Here is a 15,874-nt window from a genome sequence, read left to right as displayed (position 1 = left end):
AAAACCCTCAATCTCTTCAAGGCCGCGTCGATCGAACGGAGCCACTAGACCCTATTCGGGTCCCGATTGAAATCAGAAGGGAGGCCGCAATCACTTGTTTCGACGTGTTTTCCTGCCGCAGATAAGTTTACCGATCTGCGTAAGGCAGATTGCTATCCGATCCGGGTTCGGTTCGCTCGAAACGCTATAGCCGAGCCTGCATACGAGGCAACCGGTGTTTGCCGTTTTTTTGCGATTGCGAGATGGGTTCGAATAGGCGAGAAGGGCGCGGCTTTTTCGGCTGGTTTTCGATCGGAACGGACCCAATCATGATGTCAGATGCAGTGCGGGCGGTGATTCTCGGCATCATCGAGGGTGTCACGGAATTCGTGCCGGTTTCCTCGACCGGCCATTTGCTGCTGGCGCAACGCTTCTTCGGCCTTGGTGAGGGCAATTTCTGGCAGAGTTTTGTCGTGCTGATTCAGCTCGGCGCGATTCTCGCGATCGTGGTGCTCTATTTCAGCAAATTGTGGCGGGTCGCGCTCGGGATGTTCTCCAATCCCGACGACCGGCGCTTCGTCATCGGCGTGCTGGTGGCGTTCCTGCCGGCTGTCATCGTCGGCCTGATTGGCGGCAAGTATATCAAGGAACTTTTGTTCAATCCGTGGGTGGTGTGTTTCTCGCTGATCGTCGGTGGCGCAATCCTGATCTGGGTCGATCAGCTCGAACTCAAACCGCGCGAGGACGATGCCACGCGGTATCCGCTGATGATGTATCTGTGGATCGGCATCGCGCAGTGTGTGGCGATGATTCCCGGCGTGTCGCGCTCCGGCGCCAGCATTGTGGCGGCGATGTTGCTCGGCGGTGACAAGCGGTCGGCGGCGGAATTCTCGTTCTTCCTGGCGATCCCGACCATGATCGGTGCCTTCGCCTATGATTTCTACAAGAACCGCGGCGAGATGACGACCGATCACATCGGCGTCGTCGCGATCGGCTTCGTGGTCTCCTTCATTACAGCGATGATCGTGGTGAAGACCTTCCTGACCTACGTCACGCGCCACGGCTTCACGTTTTTCGCGTGGTGGCGCATCATCGCCGGCACGCTCGGCCTGATCGCGTTGGCGCTGGGAAGATAATTTATCCGCGGGTCGTCCCGGCCCCCGTGCGCAATTGCGCACTAGGCCGGGACGACTAGTTACACGGCCTTCCTTTGGAACTGGCCCGCGGCGCGGAAGCGCCAGAGATATTGCGGGGCGATCGCTTCCATCGAATCGGGAGCGATGCCGAGCCCTTCCAGCGTCAGCCCTGCGGCCTTCGCCGCATCCGACACCACATTGTCCGAGCGCAGCATCGCGACCTGATCCGGCGTCAGTTTCAGCGCGCCCGGTGCGAATTGCAGGAACAGTGCGTTCAGCTTCGCCAGGCCGAACGGCAGCGAAACCAGCGCACGCTTACGTTCGGTGATGCTAAGAATGATTTCCATGATCTCGCGCATGGTCAGCACTTCCGGCCCGCCGAGCTCATAGGTCGCGCCTGGCTTTGCCTTGCCATCGACGGCCTCGGCGACCGCGGTCGCGACGTCGCCGACATAGACCGGCTGCATCCGGGTCTCGCCACCGCCGATCAGCGGCAGCGCCGGCGACATCCGCGCGAGCGCGGCAAAACGGTTGGTGAATTGATCCTCCGGCCCGAACATCAGCGACGGCCGCAGGATGGTGGCGGAAGGCACGGCAGCCAGCACGGCCTGTTCGCCGGCGGCCTTGGAGCGGCCATAGCCCGACGGCGAGTTCTCGTCGGCGCCGATCGCGGAGACATGCACCATCCGCCCGCCGACGGCCGCGGCCGCCTTGGCGATCGTCTCGGGGCCCTTGGTCTGCACGGCATCAAAGGACTGCGCGCCGCCCTCGGTCAGGATGCCGACCAGATTGATCGCGATCTGAGAATCCCGCATGGCGGCCTCGACCGAGGCCGGATAGCGCAAATTGGCCTGTACGGCGTGGATCTGGCCGACCCTGCCAAGCGGCTGCAGATGCCCGGCCAGCTCCGGCCGCCGCACCGCCACCCGGATGCGATAATCGCGCTGGGCCAGCGCCCGGACCACGTTTCGCCCCAGAAAGCCCGATCCGCCGAAGATCGTGACGAGCGTTTCCTGGTTCGATGCCATCGGGTCCATTGCCGGGTCCATTCCTGCGGTCAAATTCGAGAGATCGTGGGCGAATTTAGCGGATTCGCGATACGCCAACCCGCTGTCGCTGTACAGCATATTTGCACATCGCCCCGGAAAAGTGGGCTCCGGTTTTCCGCAAGGGCGATGGGCCAAAAATTTATAGCCCAGCCCGCAATTCATCAATTTGACAAGCTCGCGACTGATCCTTACTAACCCGCCCGGGCCCAGGTGGTGGAATTGGTAGACGCGCTGGCTTCAGGTGCCAGTGGCTTAACGGCCGTGAAGGTTCGAGTCCTTTCCTGGGCACCATTGCCCATGCCCATGATATCGCGGAAAAGCGGGCAGACCGGTCCCAAAACCGGACGCTCGCTGCCGGGGCGCCGCGGCTGGCGGAACGCGCAAGCCTCAAACCATGCGCTTGGCGGCCTGATTCGCGACCGACTTCTGCACGAAATACATCATGATCAGCGAGAGGATCGACGTCGCGACCACGACGTATCCCAGCCAGTCGAAATGCCGGAGCGTGCCGTCCGGGTTTTGCGCGATGATCGCTGCGGCGAACACCGACCCGAGCCCGCCGGAGAGTTGCTGCAGGGAAGCGCTGACCGCGCTGAACGAGCCGCGCTGGCTGGCGTCGGGTATCGCTGAAATCAGCGCCTGCGACGGGATCATGCGTGAGAAGATGCCGACAAACATCAAGACGTTGACGATGATCGCGGTCGTCAAACTGACGTGGCCGAGATGCGTGTAGATCAGCACCATGATCACCGAAACCGCGCTGCCAAACGCAAAGGTAGGGAATTTTCCGAAAGCGTCGCTCGCCCGTCCGACCAGCGGCCCGATGAAAATGCTGAAAACGCCGGAAACCAGATAGATGGTCGGAAGATGCAGGATATCGATGCCGAGATTATGCACGGTGAAGGCGCTGCCGAACGGCATCAGCATGAAGCCGCCGGTCGACAGCAGCGTCGTCACCGCGAAAGCCAGCGTATAGCGCGGCTGTCCGATGGTCGCGATCAGGTGCCCGAACGCGTTGCGTTCCTGCTTCAGTCGCAGATGCGCGTTCACCGGCTGCATCACGAGCAGGATCGCGGCCATCGCGACGAGTGACAAGCCGACGATCGCGCCGAAAGAGACGTGCCAGCTCCAGTGGTTGGCGAGAAAAAGTCCGGCCGGAATGCCGAGCACCTGGCTGGCGGCGAAGGCGGTTTGCACGAAACCCATCACGCGGCCGCGCAGGTGCAGCGGAAACAGATCGGTGACGATGGCGAGCACCACGGCGCCAATCACGCCGCCGAACAGTCCGGTCACGATCCGGCCGAGCAGAAGCACGTGATAGTTTGGCGCCACCGCGCAAAGCAGCGTGCCCAACGTGAAGCCGGCATAGAAAAACAGCAGCAGGCGCTTGCGATCGAATCGATCGGCAAAGCCCGCCGCAAGGATACCCGAAATGCCGGCGCTGAACGCGTAGGCCGAAACCGCCACGCCGAATTGCCCGGCGGTAATATTGAGCGCGGGCATCAGGATAGCGCCGAGCGGCGACATGATGATGAAGTCGAGAATGATCGTGAACTGCGCGAATGCCAACAGCGCAATGAGGAATGACTGGTAGCGCGAAAAGCCGCGCTCCTGCTCCGGTTGTTCCTCGATTGGCGCCGCCGCGATTTGTTCGGTCATGACATTCTTTCGTCGGGAGCGATGCCGTGCGGCGCGCCGGACGGACGCCGCATTGCCGGGAACATATGAGCTGGGACGGATCGATTCACGCGGACGGCGCAAGCCGAGACGGGCGCCGGCGATCAAGCGTTAGAATCGGGCGAGAGGTTGTCTAAACGCAAAGCAGCGCATTGAAAATTCCGAAAGAATACAAATCGCGTTGGTTATCACGGCGATGTGACGAGAAGTCGTCGCCCCCGGCGCGGTGCATCGACAGCAAGACTGCAATAGGTCTGCGCAAGAACTTTCGTATCGTGCGCATTATTCCTCAGGGAATAGCAGGCGCTCATAATCTCGCGCGCCGTGAAGGATATGGGTGACTTCAATCGCATCCTGACTGACGCGGTAGAAAATCAGAAACCGGCCAAAGGGACGGCGTGTCTTTCAGGCGGGTTCCTGGGCCCCATTCTATCTTTGCATGGGGTTGTTTTCGCGATTTTGCGTCCGGACTCTGTACTGGACCGGATCACGATCGCGAGGACGCTACCTCGCCTTGCTTTTGGGACGGTCAGCTTCGGCCTTGGCCCTGATACGCATATTCGCGTCATCAATCTTCTCAACGTCAAAAGCACCCGTTTTCCGCACGAGGTCGCTGAGTTTGCGATGGCCGTAGGAGCGAACGTCGAAATCCGAGAACAGGTTCGAGAGCTGCGTGCCGACCTGCCCCAGCATGACCCAGCCGTCCTCGTCCTCGATCTGCGAGATCGCTTTGTTCAGCATTGGAATTGCAGCGCTCCGCGGCTGCAAGGAGGTCGCCCTGGAGGGTGTCTCCGCGTTGGAGGTCGGCGGCGCCGGCAAAAGATTCTCGGTGTAAATAAACCTGCGGCACGCCTGCCGAAAACTCTCGGGCGTCTTCTGGGCGCCGAACCCGTACACATCGGCGCCTTGTTCGCGCATGCGGGAGGCAAGGCGCGTAAAGTCGCTGTCTGACGACACCAGGCAAAAGCCGTCGAACCGTCCGCTGTGCAGCAGGTCCATGGCGTCGATCACGAGCGCGATGTCAGACGCGTTCTTGCCCTTGGTGTAGGCAAACTGCTGGTACGGATCGATGGCGTGCTTTTGCAGGATTTCGGACCATGATTTGAGGTGCGGCCCGGAAAAATCGCCGTAGATGCGGCGCACGCTGGCCTCGCCGAATTTCGCGACTTCCTCGAACAAGCCGCCGGCAATCAGCGGCGAGGTATTGTCGGCATCGATCAGCACGGCAAAACGAGGCAATCGCTGCTGTTCGGCTTTCATCGTGCACCCCCTTTGTGGTCGCTGTCCATATTGACGCAACTCCGCCGATTCTGGAAAAGGCCCCATAAAGTACGCGATTTGGCGAGCCGGACCCTCGTTTGGCGGCGATTTCGACGTTATCTTAGGACTTTAGGCTCTGCCGATTCGAAGAGGTTCCCAACGCCATGACCATCCGCCTGCATCGCGGCGATCTGCCGGATCTTTCCCGCTACACGGATTCGGTTGCGATCGACACTGAGACCATGGGGCTCAATCCGCATCGCGACCGGCTCTGCGTGGTGCAGATGTCGAATGGCGACGGCACCGCCGACGTGATCCAGATCCCGAAAGACCACAGCGATGCGCCGAACCTGAAGGCGCTGCTCGCCAATCCCAAGATCACCAAGATCTTCCACTTTGCCCGCTTCGATCTCGCTGCCCTCTACAACGCCTTCGGCGTGATGCCGCAGCCGGTCTACTGCACCAAGATCGCCTCGCGACTGAGCCGCACCTACACCGACCGGCATGGCCTGAAGGATCTGGTGCGCGAGGTGCTCAATATCGACCTGTCGAAGCAGCAGCAGTCGAGCGACTGGGGCTCGGCCAGCCTCAGCGAGGCGCAGCTCGCCTATGCGGCCTCCGACGTGCTGCATCTGCATGGCTTGCGTGAACGGCTCAACGCCATGCTGGCGCGCGAGGGGCGCACCGAACTGGCGCAGGCCTGTTTCGATTTCCTGCCGACACGGGCCAGGCTCGACCTCGGCGGCTGGGAGCTCGAGGATATTTTCGCGCATTCCTGAACCGGGGCGATTTGAAGCAGTCTCCGGGGTGCTTGGGGGGTGTTTACGCCCCGTTTCGGTCACACTGGTAAAGCGAGGTCCGGGCTGCATCGTGAGGCAATCCCGGCTACAATGGCTGGCTAACCTCGCTCTGGAGCAGCGGTGAACTCGTCACAGAACCCAGCCTACGTCGCCGGAATGGAGGCGCGCTTTGCCAGCGCGGCGCGCCACAGCCGGATGGTACGGATGCTGCGGATCGCGGTGCCGTCGGCGGTGGTGCTGGCGATGGCGAGCATCGTCGCCGTGTCGGTTTTCAATCCGTTCCGGATGCTGTTGCCGAAGCTCCCGGTCGACATCGGCAATCTGGTGGTTTCCGGTACCAAGATCACGATGGAATCGCCGCATCTCGCCGGCTTTTCGACCGACCAGCGGCCGTACGAAGTCTGGGCCAAGGCCGCGATCCAGGATCTGACCGATCCCGACCATATGGAACTCAAGGCGCCGCGCGCCAAGGTGATGCTGGAAGACAAGAGCACGGTGACGATGGACGCCCGCACCGGCTATTACGACAGCAAGCAGCAATTGCTCGATCTGCGTAAGGATATCTTCCTGCAATCCTCCACCGGCTATGAAGCCCGCATGTCGCAGGCCTATATCGACATCAACAAGGGCACGGTAACCTCGGATGAACATGTCGATGTCAAACTGCTGAACGGAACGCTGGTCGCGGACAGGCTCAGAATCCTCAACAGCGGCGAGGTGGTGCGGTTCGAAGGCAATGTCGTGATGAATTTGGACAAACTGGGTGATGACGTTGCGCCCGCTCAGCCTGTGCCGGCGCCCGAACCCGTTGCTCCAGCGCCGAAGACGCGATCCGTCTCCGGCAAATCTTCCAGCACGAAGTGATTTTCATGAAGCTGTTTTTCCCGCGCAGTCTGGCCACGGCGGCGTTCGCGCTCGCGCTGATCGGCCCCGGTGCGGCTTTGGCGCAAGGAGCGGTGTCGGGTGTGCCCAATGCGATGCAGGGCTTCTCGCAGAATCGCGATCAGCCGATTCAAATCGAGGCGGCGTCGCTGGAGATGCGCGACAAGCAAAAGGAAGCGACCTTCTCCGGCAACGTGAAGGTCGTGCAGGGCGACACCACCATGACCTCGAAGACTCTGGTGGTGTTTTACGATTCGGGTCCGGCCGCGCCGGCGCCTGCTGCCGCCAAGGGATCGAAATCCGCCCCGATGCAGGCGGCAGCCCCGGGGCCCGGCGGCAGCTCCTCGATCCGCCGGCTGGAAGCCAAGGGCAAAGTCGTCGTCACGCAGAAAGATCAGGTGGTGACCGGCGAGACCGCTATCTTCGACACCAGGGCCAACCTCATCACCATGACGGGCGGCGTGGTGCTCACCCAATGCAAAAACGTGCTCCAGGGCGACCGCCTGAAGGTGGACATGACCACCGGCGTGTCGCGGGTCGAATCCGACAGCGGCCAGGTGCGGGGCCTGTTCGACCAGGGGTCCCAAGGCTGCGGATCGGCGCCGGCGCCGGCACCGGGCGGCGCGAAGCCGGGCCTGCCTATGCTGCTTCCTGGGAAAAAATAAGACAAATCAAAGTCTTAGTTATTATGTTGGGCTCGCACGGTTGAAGCCGGGGTTCCGAGGCTGTATCTACTGGGCGGGCGCGGCAAGGTGTTCCACTGGGCACGGAACATCCATTCATTCATGCTTTGCAGGCGGATCGATTCGCCGGCGGGTGGCGCGGGATCACCGTGAAAGGCTAAGCGAAGCGGGATGGTGGATTTACTCGGCATGTTCCGTCGACGCTCCGCAAAACGCGGGCCGGCAGGATTTGCGCGTTCGCGCGAGGACATCACCGCGCTCGGCGATTCCTTTGGCGACATGCTGACGAACCCGGTGCGCGATGCGCCGCCGATGGCGCGTGCCGTCCCGCTGACCGGGTTGGAATTGCCCCAGCCGCCGGAGCATGCGGTGGAGCCGCCGTACGAGGAACCGCGCCCGCGCGCGCAGGCCCCCAGGACCCAAGCCCCCAAGAACCAATCCAGGACCAATGGCGCAGCTGCGCCCCGCCTGATCCAGCGGCCGGGCTACCTGGCCGTGCACAGCGTGGAAAAGAGCTTTGGCACCCGCAAGGTCGTGCGCGGCGTCAGCATCTATGTTCGCCGCGGTGAAGCGGTGGGTTTGCTGGGGCCGAACGGCGCCGGCAAGACAACGGTGTTCTACATGATCACCGGGCTGATCAAGGCCGACCGCGGCGCCATCGAGCTCGACGGCCATGACGTCACGAAGCTGCCGATGTATCAGCGCGCGCGGCTCGGCATCGGATATCTGCCGCAGGAAGCGTCGATCTTCCGCGGCCTCACGGTGGAACAGAATATTCGCGCGGTGCTCGAGGTGGTGGAACCCTCGCGGAAGAAGCGCGAGGCCGAACTCGATGCGCTGCTCGATGAATTCAACATCGCGCGCTTGCGTAAATCGCCGTCGATCGCGCTGTCCGGCGGCGAGCGTCGCCGCGTCGAGATCGCGCGCGCGCTGGCGACGCGTCCGAACTACATGCTGCTCGACGAGCCGTTCGCCGGCATCGATCCGATCGCGGTCGGCGACATTCAGGATCTGGTGCGCCACCTCACCAATCGCGGCATCGGCGTCTTGATCACCGACCACAATGTGCGTGAAACGCTCGGCCTGACCGACCGCGCCTACATCGTCTATGCCGGGGAAATCTTGACTGAAGGCAGTCCGGACGACATCGTCAACGATCCGGATGTACGCCGTCTTTACCTTGGCGAGGAATTCCGCCTCTAGCCCATTTTTAGCGTACGTCAAGCCGTGTACATCGGCTTTGGACTAGGATAAGCAAGAATCGGACCAACTTTCAGTGGATCGGTTCTCGCCTCCATGGCTTTGACGCAGAGACTAGAGTTCCGCCAGTCGCAGTCGCTGGTCATGACGCCGCAGCTGATGCAGGCGATCAAGCTGCTGCAACTGTCGAACCTCGACCTCTCGGCCTTCGTCGAGGAGGAGCTGGAACGTAATCCGCTGCTCGAACGGGCCAGCGACGGTCCCGAAGCACCGGTCAGGGGCGAGCCGGTCCCGGAACAGGCTGAATTCTCCAATTCCGGTGATTCCCAGAGCTATGGCGACGAGGGCGGTGCCGAGCCGGGCGAGATGGCCGGTTCTACCGGCGACAATTTTGAGCCCGGCCAGTTCGAGGCCGGCCAGGAAGATTGGCTGAACCGCGATCTCGGCAGTCGCACAGAAATTGAGCAGACGCTGGATACCCCGCTCGACAACGTCTTCTCCGAGGAGCCCGCAGAAGCGGCCGCCCGGGCGGCGCAGGATGCCGCGCCCACCGCCTATACCGAATGGGGCGGCGGCGCGTCGAATGACGACGACTACAATCTGGAAGCCTTTGTCGCCGCCGAAATCACCCTCGGCAGCCATCTCGCCGAACAACTGGCGGTGGCCTTCCCCGGGCCGGTGCAGCGCATGATCGGACAATATCTGATCGATCTGGTCGACGATGCCGGTTATCTGCCGCAGGACCTCGGGCAGGCCGCCGAACGGCTCGGCGCCGCGCAAGCCGATGTCGATGCGGTTCTTGCGGTGCTGCAGAAATTCGACCCGCCCGGCGTTTGCGCGCGCAATTTGAGCGAATGCCTCGCGATCCAGCTGCGCGAACTCAATCGCTACGATCCCGCGATGCAGGCGCTGGTCGAACATCTGGATTTGCTGGCCAAGCGCGATATCGCGTCTTTGCGCAAATTGTGCGGTGTCGACGACGAGGACATCACCGACATGATCGGCGAGATCCGCCGGCTCGATCCCAAGCCCGGCCTAAAGTTCGGCTCGGCGCGCACCCAGACCATGGTGCCGGATGTCTACGTACGGCCGGGCCCGGACGGCGGCTGGCATGTTGAACTCAACAGCGACACGTTGCCGCGTGTGCTGGTCAATCAGGTCTATTACACCGAGCTGTCGAAGACGATCCGCAAGGACGGCGACAAATCCTACTTCACCGACTGCCTGCAGAACGCGACGTGGCTGGTCCGTGCGCTCGATCAGCGCGCCCGCACCATTCTGAAGGTCGCGACCGAAATCGTGCGCCAGCAGGACGGCTTCTTCACCCATGGCGTGGCGCATCTTCGGCCGCTGAACCTCAAGGCGGTGGCGGACGCGATCCAGATGCATGAATCGACGGTGTCACGGGTTACCGCCAACAAATACATGGCGACCAATCGCGGCAGCTTTGAACTAAAGTATTTCTTCACCGCCTCGATCGCCTCGGCCGACGGCGGCGAGGCCCATTCGGCCGAAGCGGTCCGCCATCACATCAAGCAATTGATCGACGCGGAAGCCCCGGCCGCGATCCTCTCCGACGATACGATCGTGGAACGATTGCGCGAGTCGGGCATTGATATTGCCCGCCGCACCGTCGCGAAGTACCGCGAAGCGATGCGAATTCCTTCCTCGGTGCAGCGCCGCCGTGACAAACAGAGCATGCTCGGTAACGCACTTTCAGCCCCGGCCACTTCCTCCGACCGGTCCCGTGATACGGCGCCGGCCTGATTGCGTTCGCGTCAAATCGCGATAGTGTCGGTTTCCCGACAGAGTGAACGAGGCATCAAGCGAGGCATCAAATGACCCTTCGAATCTCCGGGAAAAGCATCAGCGTCGGCGAAGCGCTTCGTTCCCGCGTCAGCGAGCGCACCGATGAGGTCCTGCGAAAATATTTCGACGGCAATTACTCCGGCCACATCACGCTGAGCAAGGATGGCTTCGGCTTCCGCACCGATTGTTCGCTGCACCTCGATTCCGGCATTACGCTGGAAGCCGATTCGAACGCCACCGACGCCTATGCCAGCGCCGACCAGGCGCTGGTGATGATCGAGAAGCGCCTGCGCCGCTACAAGAGCCGGCTGAAGGACCGCTCGGCCCGCAAGACCTACGCGGCATCCATGGCGATCGCGGAGTTGAACGGTGGGGGTCTCGACGCGCCGAGCTATGTCATCGAGGCCCCGGAGGGCGACGACGAGGTCTCTGAATACAGCCCCGTGATCATCGCGGAGGCGACCAAGTCGCTGAAGCGGCTGTCGGTCAGCGAAGCTGTCATGGAGCTCGACCTGACCGGGGCCGCCTGCATCGTGTTTCAGCACGGCTCGAGCGGCCGGGTGAACATCATTTACCGGCGCACGGACGGCAATGTCGGGTGGGTCGATCCCCCGGCCGTTACCCCCTGACGAGCATGGCTGACAGCATTGACGCCCAAAGCGCCCCTCCCTATGGTCCGCCGCCCTTTAAGGATAGCGTGCGGGAACTCACCCGTGGGAGTTGGCACCGGTCATGCGTTGGAGTAGAAGCCGACCAATCGGGACCCGGGCCTAAGCCCGCCTCCCACCTCATCTTCTTGACGCCCAATTCTTGAAGCTGAAGTTCTCGAACCCATTTCGCACCCTGACGGCTTAATTCACCTCGGAACGCCCCATGACGATTACCGATCTGGTCGCACCCGAGGCGATACTCCCCGCGTTGAAAGTCATCAGCAAGAAGCAGGCGTTGCAGGAACTTGCGGCGCGGGCGGCGACCCTGACCGGGCAGAACGAGCGCGCGGTCTTCGAAGTGCTGCTGCAGCGCGAAAAACTGGGGACCACCGCCGTCGGCTACGGCGTTGCTATACCGCACGGCAAGCTGCCCAAGCTTGAAAAGCTGTTCGGGTTTTTCGCCCGGCTAGAGCGCCCGATCGATTTCGAAGCAATGGATGGCCAGCCGGTCGACCTGGTATTCCTGCTGCTGGCACCGGAAGGTGCCGGCGCCGATCATTTGAAGGCGCTGGCGCGGATTGCCCGTCTGCTGCGCGATCAGGACGTCGCCAAGAAACTGCGCGCCTCGCGCGACGCCCAGGCGATCTACTCGGTCCTGGCGCTGCCGCCGGCGAGCGCGGCGTAACATCCTCATTCGCGAACTGACGCCGGCCAATTGCGCCGGCCAAAAAAATACGCGGGCCGCCCCGATCCGAGGACATGCCCGCGTATTGCGAACTCTCATCGCGGTCTACACGACCGCTACCAAACCTGCGCCAGCGACAACCGCAAACGCTGCGTCAGTTGATACCGACAAGCGTCGGATCAGCTGACACCGGCAAGCCGGGTCAGTGACACCGGTAGGCCGGGTCAGTGCACGCTGACGGCCTGCAATTCGTTGCTCCATGCATTGGCGACCGCCGCCTCGCGGCTGTCGGTCAGCATGATCGGGGTACCGTCGGCGGCATGCAGCGCGAACAGTTTCAGACCTGGCGCGATCTTTGGCGCCTGCGGAAACAGTCCGGGCACGTCCTCGGAACGGACCTGCTTTACGTAGGCGATATGGCCCTCACCAAGATGGGCCAGCGCCTCAACGGAAACCTTTTCAGCTTCGAACGTCACACTCACATCACTCATGGTCTCGACTCCTCTATGAGACTAAGCGGTCGAGTCCGCTCCTCGTTCCATTATTCGTGTTCATTGATAGCGATTGTCTTAACGACCCTTTCAGGTTCCGGCCTGGCAAGGTCGATCGACAACAGCCCGTTTTTCAGATCCGCGCCCAGCACCTGCATCCCCTCCGCCAGCACGAAGGTGCGCTGGAAGTGGCGCGCGGCGATGCCGCGATGGATGTATTGCCGGGCCTTGTCGTCCTGCTGACGGCCGCGGATCACCAGCTGGTTTTCCTCAATGGTCACATCGAGTTGGTCACGGGTAAACCCGGCGACCGCCAGCGTGATGCGCAAGCGTTCGGGTTGCCCATTGCTGCGGTCGCAGCGCTCGATGTTGTAGGGAGGATAGCCGTCAGCGCCTTTGACGACGCGATCGAGCGCACGCTCAATTTCGTCGAACCCAAGCAGGAACGGACTGGATAACGATGGAACACGAGACATTACAAAGTCCTCTCGAAGCGACTTTGAGGGGCCCTTGCGGCACCCCATGCGACCGGCCGGCGGGTTTGCTGACCGGTCAAACAGCAATATGGGGGTGATCTGGGGAGGGTTCAAGCCGCTCCAGGCGCTGCGTAAATCGGCCGCGGCGGCCTGTTTTCGCGTCATTCCGGGGCGGCGCGAAGCGTCGAACCCGGAATCTCGAGATCAATCGCCCACCCGCTTGCGGCCATCGGCGGTAAATAGATGCAGTTTGTCTGCTGGCGTCACCGCCCTGATTCGCTCGCCAATGGCGGGGCCGATGGCGCCGGGAATCCGCACGATCACCTCGCCGGGCGGCAGTTCCCCGGGGTTGGCGGCCACGGCTTGCGTCTCGTTCTGTCGGGCGCCGTAGATAAAGGTTTCAGCCCCCACGTGCTCGATCGCCTCGACGGTGAGGCCAAGTGCCACACCGCCGCCGACGGCCTCATTTGAAATGACGAAGTCCTCGGGACGGATTCCGAGGATGGCGGCCTCGTTTAGTCTGACGTCGCCGGCCAGTTGCGATTTGAGTTCATCGGACCGCAACGGCATCAGGTTCATCGGCGGCGCGCCGATGAACGAGGCGACGAAGGTGGTCGCGGGCTTCTGGTAGATGTCGAGCGGATTGCCGATCTGCTCGACCTGGCCGGCATTCATCACCACCAGAATGTCGGCCAGCGTCATCGCCTCGAGCTGGTCGTGGGTGACGTAAATCGCTGTGGTCGAGAGGCGGCGCTGCAGTTTGCGGATCTCGACCCGCATCGCGATGCGCAGCTTGGCGTCGAGGTTCGACAGCGGCTCGTCGAAAAGAAACACTTTCGGTTGGCGCACGATCGCGCGTCCCATCGCCACGCGCTGGCGCTGGCCGCCGGACAATTGCCGCGGCTTGCGGTCGAGCATGGCGCCGAGCTCGAGGATGCGCGCGGCTTCCTCGACGCGGGTCTTGATCTCGGGCTCGGGCATGCCGCGGTTGCGCAGGCCGTAGGCCATGTTGTTGAAGACGCTCATATGCGGGTAGAGCGCGTAGTTCTGGAACACCATCGCGATGTCGCGGTCGGCCGGCTCGATCTGGTTGACGATACGGCCGCCGATATCGATCTCGCCGCCGGTTATCGTCTCGAGCCCCGCGACCATCCGCAGCAGCGTGGACTTGCCGCAGCCGGAAGGGCCGACCAGCACGCAGAACTGGCCGTCGCCGACGTCAAATTCGATGCCCTTGATGGCTTCGAAGCCACCGGCATAGGTCTTGCGGACGTTACGCAGCGTTACGTTAGCCATTTACGTTGCCTTGGGTCACCAGCGCCACTCGCTTCCTCACTTTTCCGTCTCGACCAGTCCGCGCACGAACAGGCGCTGCATGAACACGACAACCGCGACCGGCGGCAGCATCGCGAGGATGGCGGTCGCCATCGCAAGCTGCCATTCGGCCAGCTCGTCGGTCGTGTACAACATCTTCTTGATGCCGGTGACGATGGTCTGCATCGAATCCTGCGTGGTGATCAGCAGCGGCCACAGATACTGATTCCAGCCGTAGATGAACTGGATCACGAACAGCGCCGCGATCGTCGTTACCGACAGCGGCAGCAGCGTATCCCAGAAGAAGCGGAACGGACCCGCGCCGTCGATCCGCGATGCTTCCAGCAACTCCTCAGGAACCGTCATGAAGAACTGCCGGAACAGCAGCGTTCCCGTGGCGGAAGCGATCAGCGGCATGATCAGCCCTGCGTAGGTGTCGAGCATCTTGAGGTCGGCGACCACCTTGTAGGTCGGATAGATACGCACCTCGACCGGCAGCATCAGCGTGACGAAGATGATCCAGAACGCGGTCTTGCGGAACGGGAAGCGGAAATACACCACGGCGTAGGCCGACAGGATCGAGATGAAGATCTTCCCGATCGCGATGCCGAGTGCCGAGATGAAGGAGTTCATCAGCATGTGGCCGACCGGCTCGCGGCTGGTCCGCGAACCGCCGACGAATATCGCGCGGTAGTAGTTTTCCAGCGTCTGGCTGCCGGGCGTCAGCGGCATGTTGCCGCCGACGACGGTGGCGGCGTCATGGGTGGATGCGATCAGTGCCAAATAGACCGGAAAGGCGACGATGAAGACGCCGAGCGTCAGGATCGCGTAGGCGATGATGTCGCTGAGCGGGCGGTGCTCGACCATCAGTATTGCACCTTGCGCTCGATATATTTGAACTGGACTGCTGTCAGCGCGATCACGATCACCATCAGCACTACCGACTGCGCGGCCGAGCCGCCGAGGTCGCCGCCGAGCCGCCCGTCGGCAAACACCTTGTAGACCATCGTGGTGGTGGCGCCGGCCGGGCCGCCGCCGGTGACCGCATCGATGATGCCGAACGTGTCGAAGAAGACGTAGACGACATTGACGACCAGAAGAAAGAACGTCGTCGGCGACAGCAGCGGAAAGACGATGGTCCAGAACCGCCGCATCGGGCCGGCGCCGTCGATCGCGCCGGCTTCCAGCACGCTTTTCGGGATCGATTGCAGGCCGGCCAGGAAGAACAGGAAATTGTAGGAGATCTGCTTCCACACCGCGGCCATCACCACCAGGGCCATGGCGTGGTTGCCGTTGAGCAGCGGATTCCAGTCGAAATTCATCCAGCGCAGCGGCCGCGCCAGCGTGCCGAGCGAGGGATGGAACATGAAGATCCAGAGCACGCCGGCGACCGCGGGCGCCACCGCATAGGGCCAGATCATCAGCGTCTTGTAGGTGCCGGCGGCCTTGAGGTTCTTGTCGGCCTGGGTTGCGAACAATAGCGCAATGGAAAGCGACAACGCCGCGACCAACGACGAGAAGATCACCGTCGTCAGCATCGACTTGTAATATTCAGGCTGGGCGAAAAGGGTCTGGTAATTTTCCAGCCCGACGAACTCGGATGTCAGGCCAAACGCGTCCTCGCGCTTGAAGGATTGAAAGACCGCCTGGCTCGCCGGCCAGTAGAAGAATACGAATGTAATGATGAGCTGCGGCACTAGCAGCAGATATGGCAGCAGCTTGTTGTTGAAGACGACCGACTTTTCCATTCAGGACGCTGTGATGCCAGAGGTGCTCCCTCTCC

Annotated in this window: 16 protein-coding genes and 1 tRNA gene; 9 read left to right on the top strand and 8 right to left on the bottom strand. The window is 62.1% G+C overall.

All coding sequences use genetic code 11. The features are described 5' to 3' along the window. Positions 1-308: 308 nt before the first annotated feature. On the top strand, positions 309-1,115 hold the full coding sequence (locus JQ597_RS10400) for an undecaprenyl-diphosphate phosphatase (RefSeq protein WP_212264094.1): 807 nt from the start codon (positions 309-311) through the stop codon (positions 1,113-1,115). 59 nt (positions 1,116-1,174) lie between these two features. Here the strand turns inward: JQ597_RS10400 and JQ597_RS10395 are convergent, their stop codons facing one another. Beyond that, entirely contained in the window at positions 1,175-2,143 is a 969-nt protein-coding gene (locus JQ597_RS10395) for a complex I NDUFA9 subunit family protein (RefSeq protein WP_212264219.1), read from the bottom strand. A 225-nt stretch (positions 2,144-2,368) separates the two neighbouring features. Here JQ597_RS10395 and JQ597_RS10390 point away from each other — a divergent pair. Beyond that, positions 2,369-2,455 (top strand) — tRNA-Leu (locus JQ597_RS10390). 96 nt (positions 2,456-2,551) lie between these two features. Here JQ597_RS10390 and JQ597_RS10385 read toward each other — a convergent pair. Next, positions 2,552-3,823: an MFS transporter gene (locus JQ597_RS10385; RefSeq protein ID WP_212264093.1), complete on the bottom strand. Its 1,272-nt coding sequence runs from the start codon at positions 3,821-3,823 to the stop codon at positions 2,552-2,554. 522 nt (positions 3,824-4,345) lie between these two features. Continuing rightward, positions 4,346-5,101 (bottom strand): NYN domain-containing protein, encoded by a 756-nt coding sequence (locus tag JQ597_RS10380; protein WP_212264092.1) that lies wholly within the window; start codon positions 5,099-5,101, stop codon positions 4,346-4,348. Positions 5,102-5,265: 164 nt separating this feature from the next. Between JQ597_RS10380 and JQ597_RS10375 the strand changes: the two genes are divergently transcribed. The 7 genes from JQ597_RS10375 (at position 5,266) to ptsN (ending at position 11,810) form a co-directional block, all read left to right on the top strand. After that, the gene (locus JQ597_RS10375) at positions 5,266-5,880 is read left to right on the top strand and encodes a ribonuclease D (protein ID WP_212264091.1); all 615 of its coding nucleotides are present in this window, start codon (positions 5,266-5,268) and stop codon (positions 5,878-5,880) included. Positions 5,881-6,021: 141 nt separating this feature from the next. Then, positions 6,022-6,765: an LPS export ABC transporter periplasmic protein LptC gene (gene lptC / locus JQ597_RS10370; protein WP_212264090.1), complete on the top strand. Its 744-nt coding sequence runs from the start codon at positions 6,022-6,024 to the stop codon at positions 6,763-6,765. A gap of 5 nt (positions 6,766-6,770) precedes the next feature. After that, complete coding sequence (locus tag JQ597_RS10365; protein ID WP_212264089.1) at positions 6,771-7,448, top strand: LptA/OstA family protein; 678 nt, start codon at positions 6,771-6,773, stop codon at positions 7,446-7,448. Between the two features lie 189 nt (positions 7,449-7,637). Further along, the gene (gene lptB, locus JQ597_RS10360; protein WP_212264088.1) at positions 7,638-8,669 is read left to right on the top strand and encodes an LPS export ABC transporter ATP-binding protein; all 1,032 of its coding nucleotides are present in this window, start codon (positions 7,638-7,640) and stop codon (positions 8,667-8,669) included. A gap of 93 nt (positions 8,670-8,762) precedes the next feature. Continuing rightward, a complete protein-coding gene (gene rpoN / locus JQ597_RS10355; RefSeq protein ID WP_212264087.1) occupies positions 8,763-10,433 on the top strand; it encodes an RNA polymerase factor sigma-54 in 1,671 nt (556 codons plus the stop codon). Positions 10,434-10,504: 71 nt separating this feature from the next. After that, positions 10,505-11,104, top strand: coding sequence for a ribosome hibernation-promoting factor, HPF/YfiA family (gene hpf / locus JQ597_RS10350; RefSeq protein ID WP_212264086.1), 600 nt, complete (start codon positions 10,505-10,507; stop codon positions 11,102-11,104). A 244-nt stretch (positions 11,105-11,348) separates the two neighbouring features. Beyond that, positions 11,349-11,810 carry a PTS IIA-like nitrogen regulatory protein PtsN gene (gene ptsN / locus JQ597_RS10345; protein ID WP_192736214.1) on the top strand — a complete coding sequence of 154 codons (462 nt, stop codon included), beginning with the start codon at positions 11,349-11,351 and terminating at the stop codon, positions 11,808-11,810. Positions 11,811-12,034: 224 nt separating this feature from the next. On the opposite strand, the gene JQ597_RS10340 is transcribed toward ptsN, so the two are convergent. The 5 genes from JQ597_RS10340 to ugpA all read right to left on the bottom strand — a co-directional run bounded on the left by JQ597_RS10340 (position 12,035) and on the right by ugpA (position 15,839). After that, a complete protein-coding gene (locus JQ597_RS10340; protein ID WP_211995367.1) occupies positions 12,035-12,301 on the bottom strand; it encodes a BQ00720 family protein in 267 nt (88 codons plus the stop codon). A gap of 50 nt (positions 12,302-12,351) precedes the next feature. After that, positions 12,352-12,777: an Hsp20 family protein gene (locus JQ597_RS10335; protein WP_106321711.1), complete on the bottom strand. Its 426-nt coding sequence runs from the start codon at positions 12,775-12,777 to the stop codon at positions 12,352-12,354. A 204-nt stretch (positions 12,778-12,981) separates the two neighbouring features. Further along, a complete protein-coding gene (locus JQ597_RS10330) occupies positions 12,982-14,073 on the bottom strand; it encodes a sn-glycerol-3-phosphate import ATP-binding protein UgpC (RefSeq protein WP_212264085.1) in 1,092 nt (363 codons plus the stop codon). Positions 14,074-14,109: 36 nt separating this feature from the next. After that, a complete protein-coding gene (gene ugpE / locus JQ597_RS10325; protein ID WP_212264084.1) occupies positions 14,110-14,958 on the bottom strand; it encodes a sn-glycerol-3-phosphate ABC transporter permease UgpE in 849 nt (282 codons plus the stop codon). Next, entirely contained in the window at positions 14,958-15,839 is an 882-nt protein-coding gene (gene ugpA / locus JQ597_RS10320; protein ID WP_212264083.1) for a sn-glycerol-3-phosphate ABC transporter permease UgpA, read from the bottom strand. The genes ugpE and ugpA overlap by 1 nt, the downstream gene beginning before the upstream one ends. Between the last annotated feature and the right edge of the window lie 35 nt (positions 15,840-15,874).

Origin of the sequence: Bradyrhizobium sp. AUGA SZCCT0177 (genome assembly GCF_018130125.1) — a bacterium.
In the GTDB taxonomy this organism is placed as follows: Bacteria; Pseudomonadota; Alphaproteobacteria; order Rhizobiales; family Xanthobacteraceae; genus Bradyrhizobium.
The sequence above is the reverse complement of the archived record's forward strand: the minus strand, read 5'-3'. Positions and strand labels throughout refer to the sequence as shown.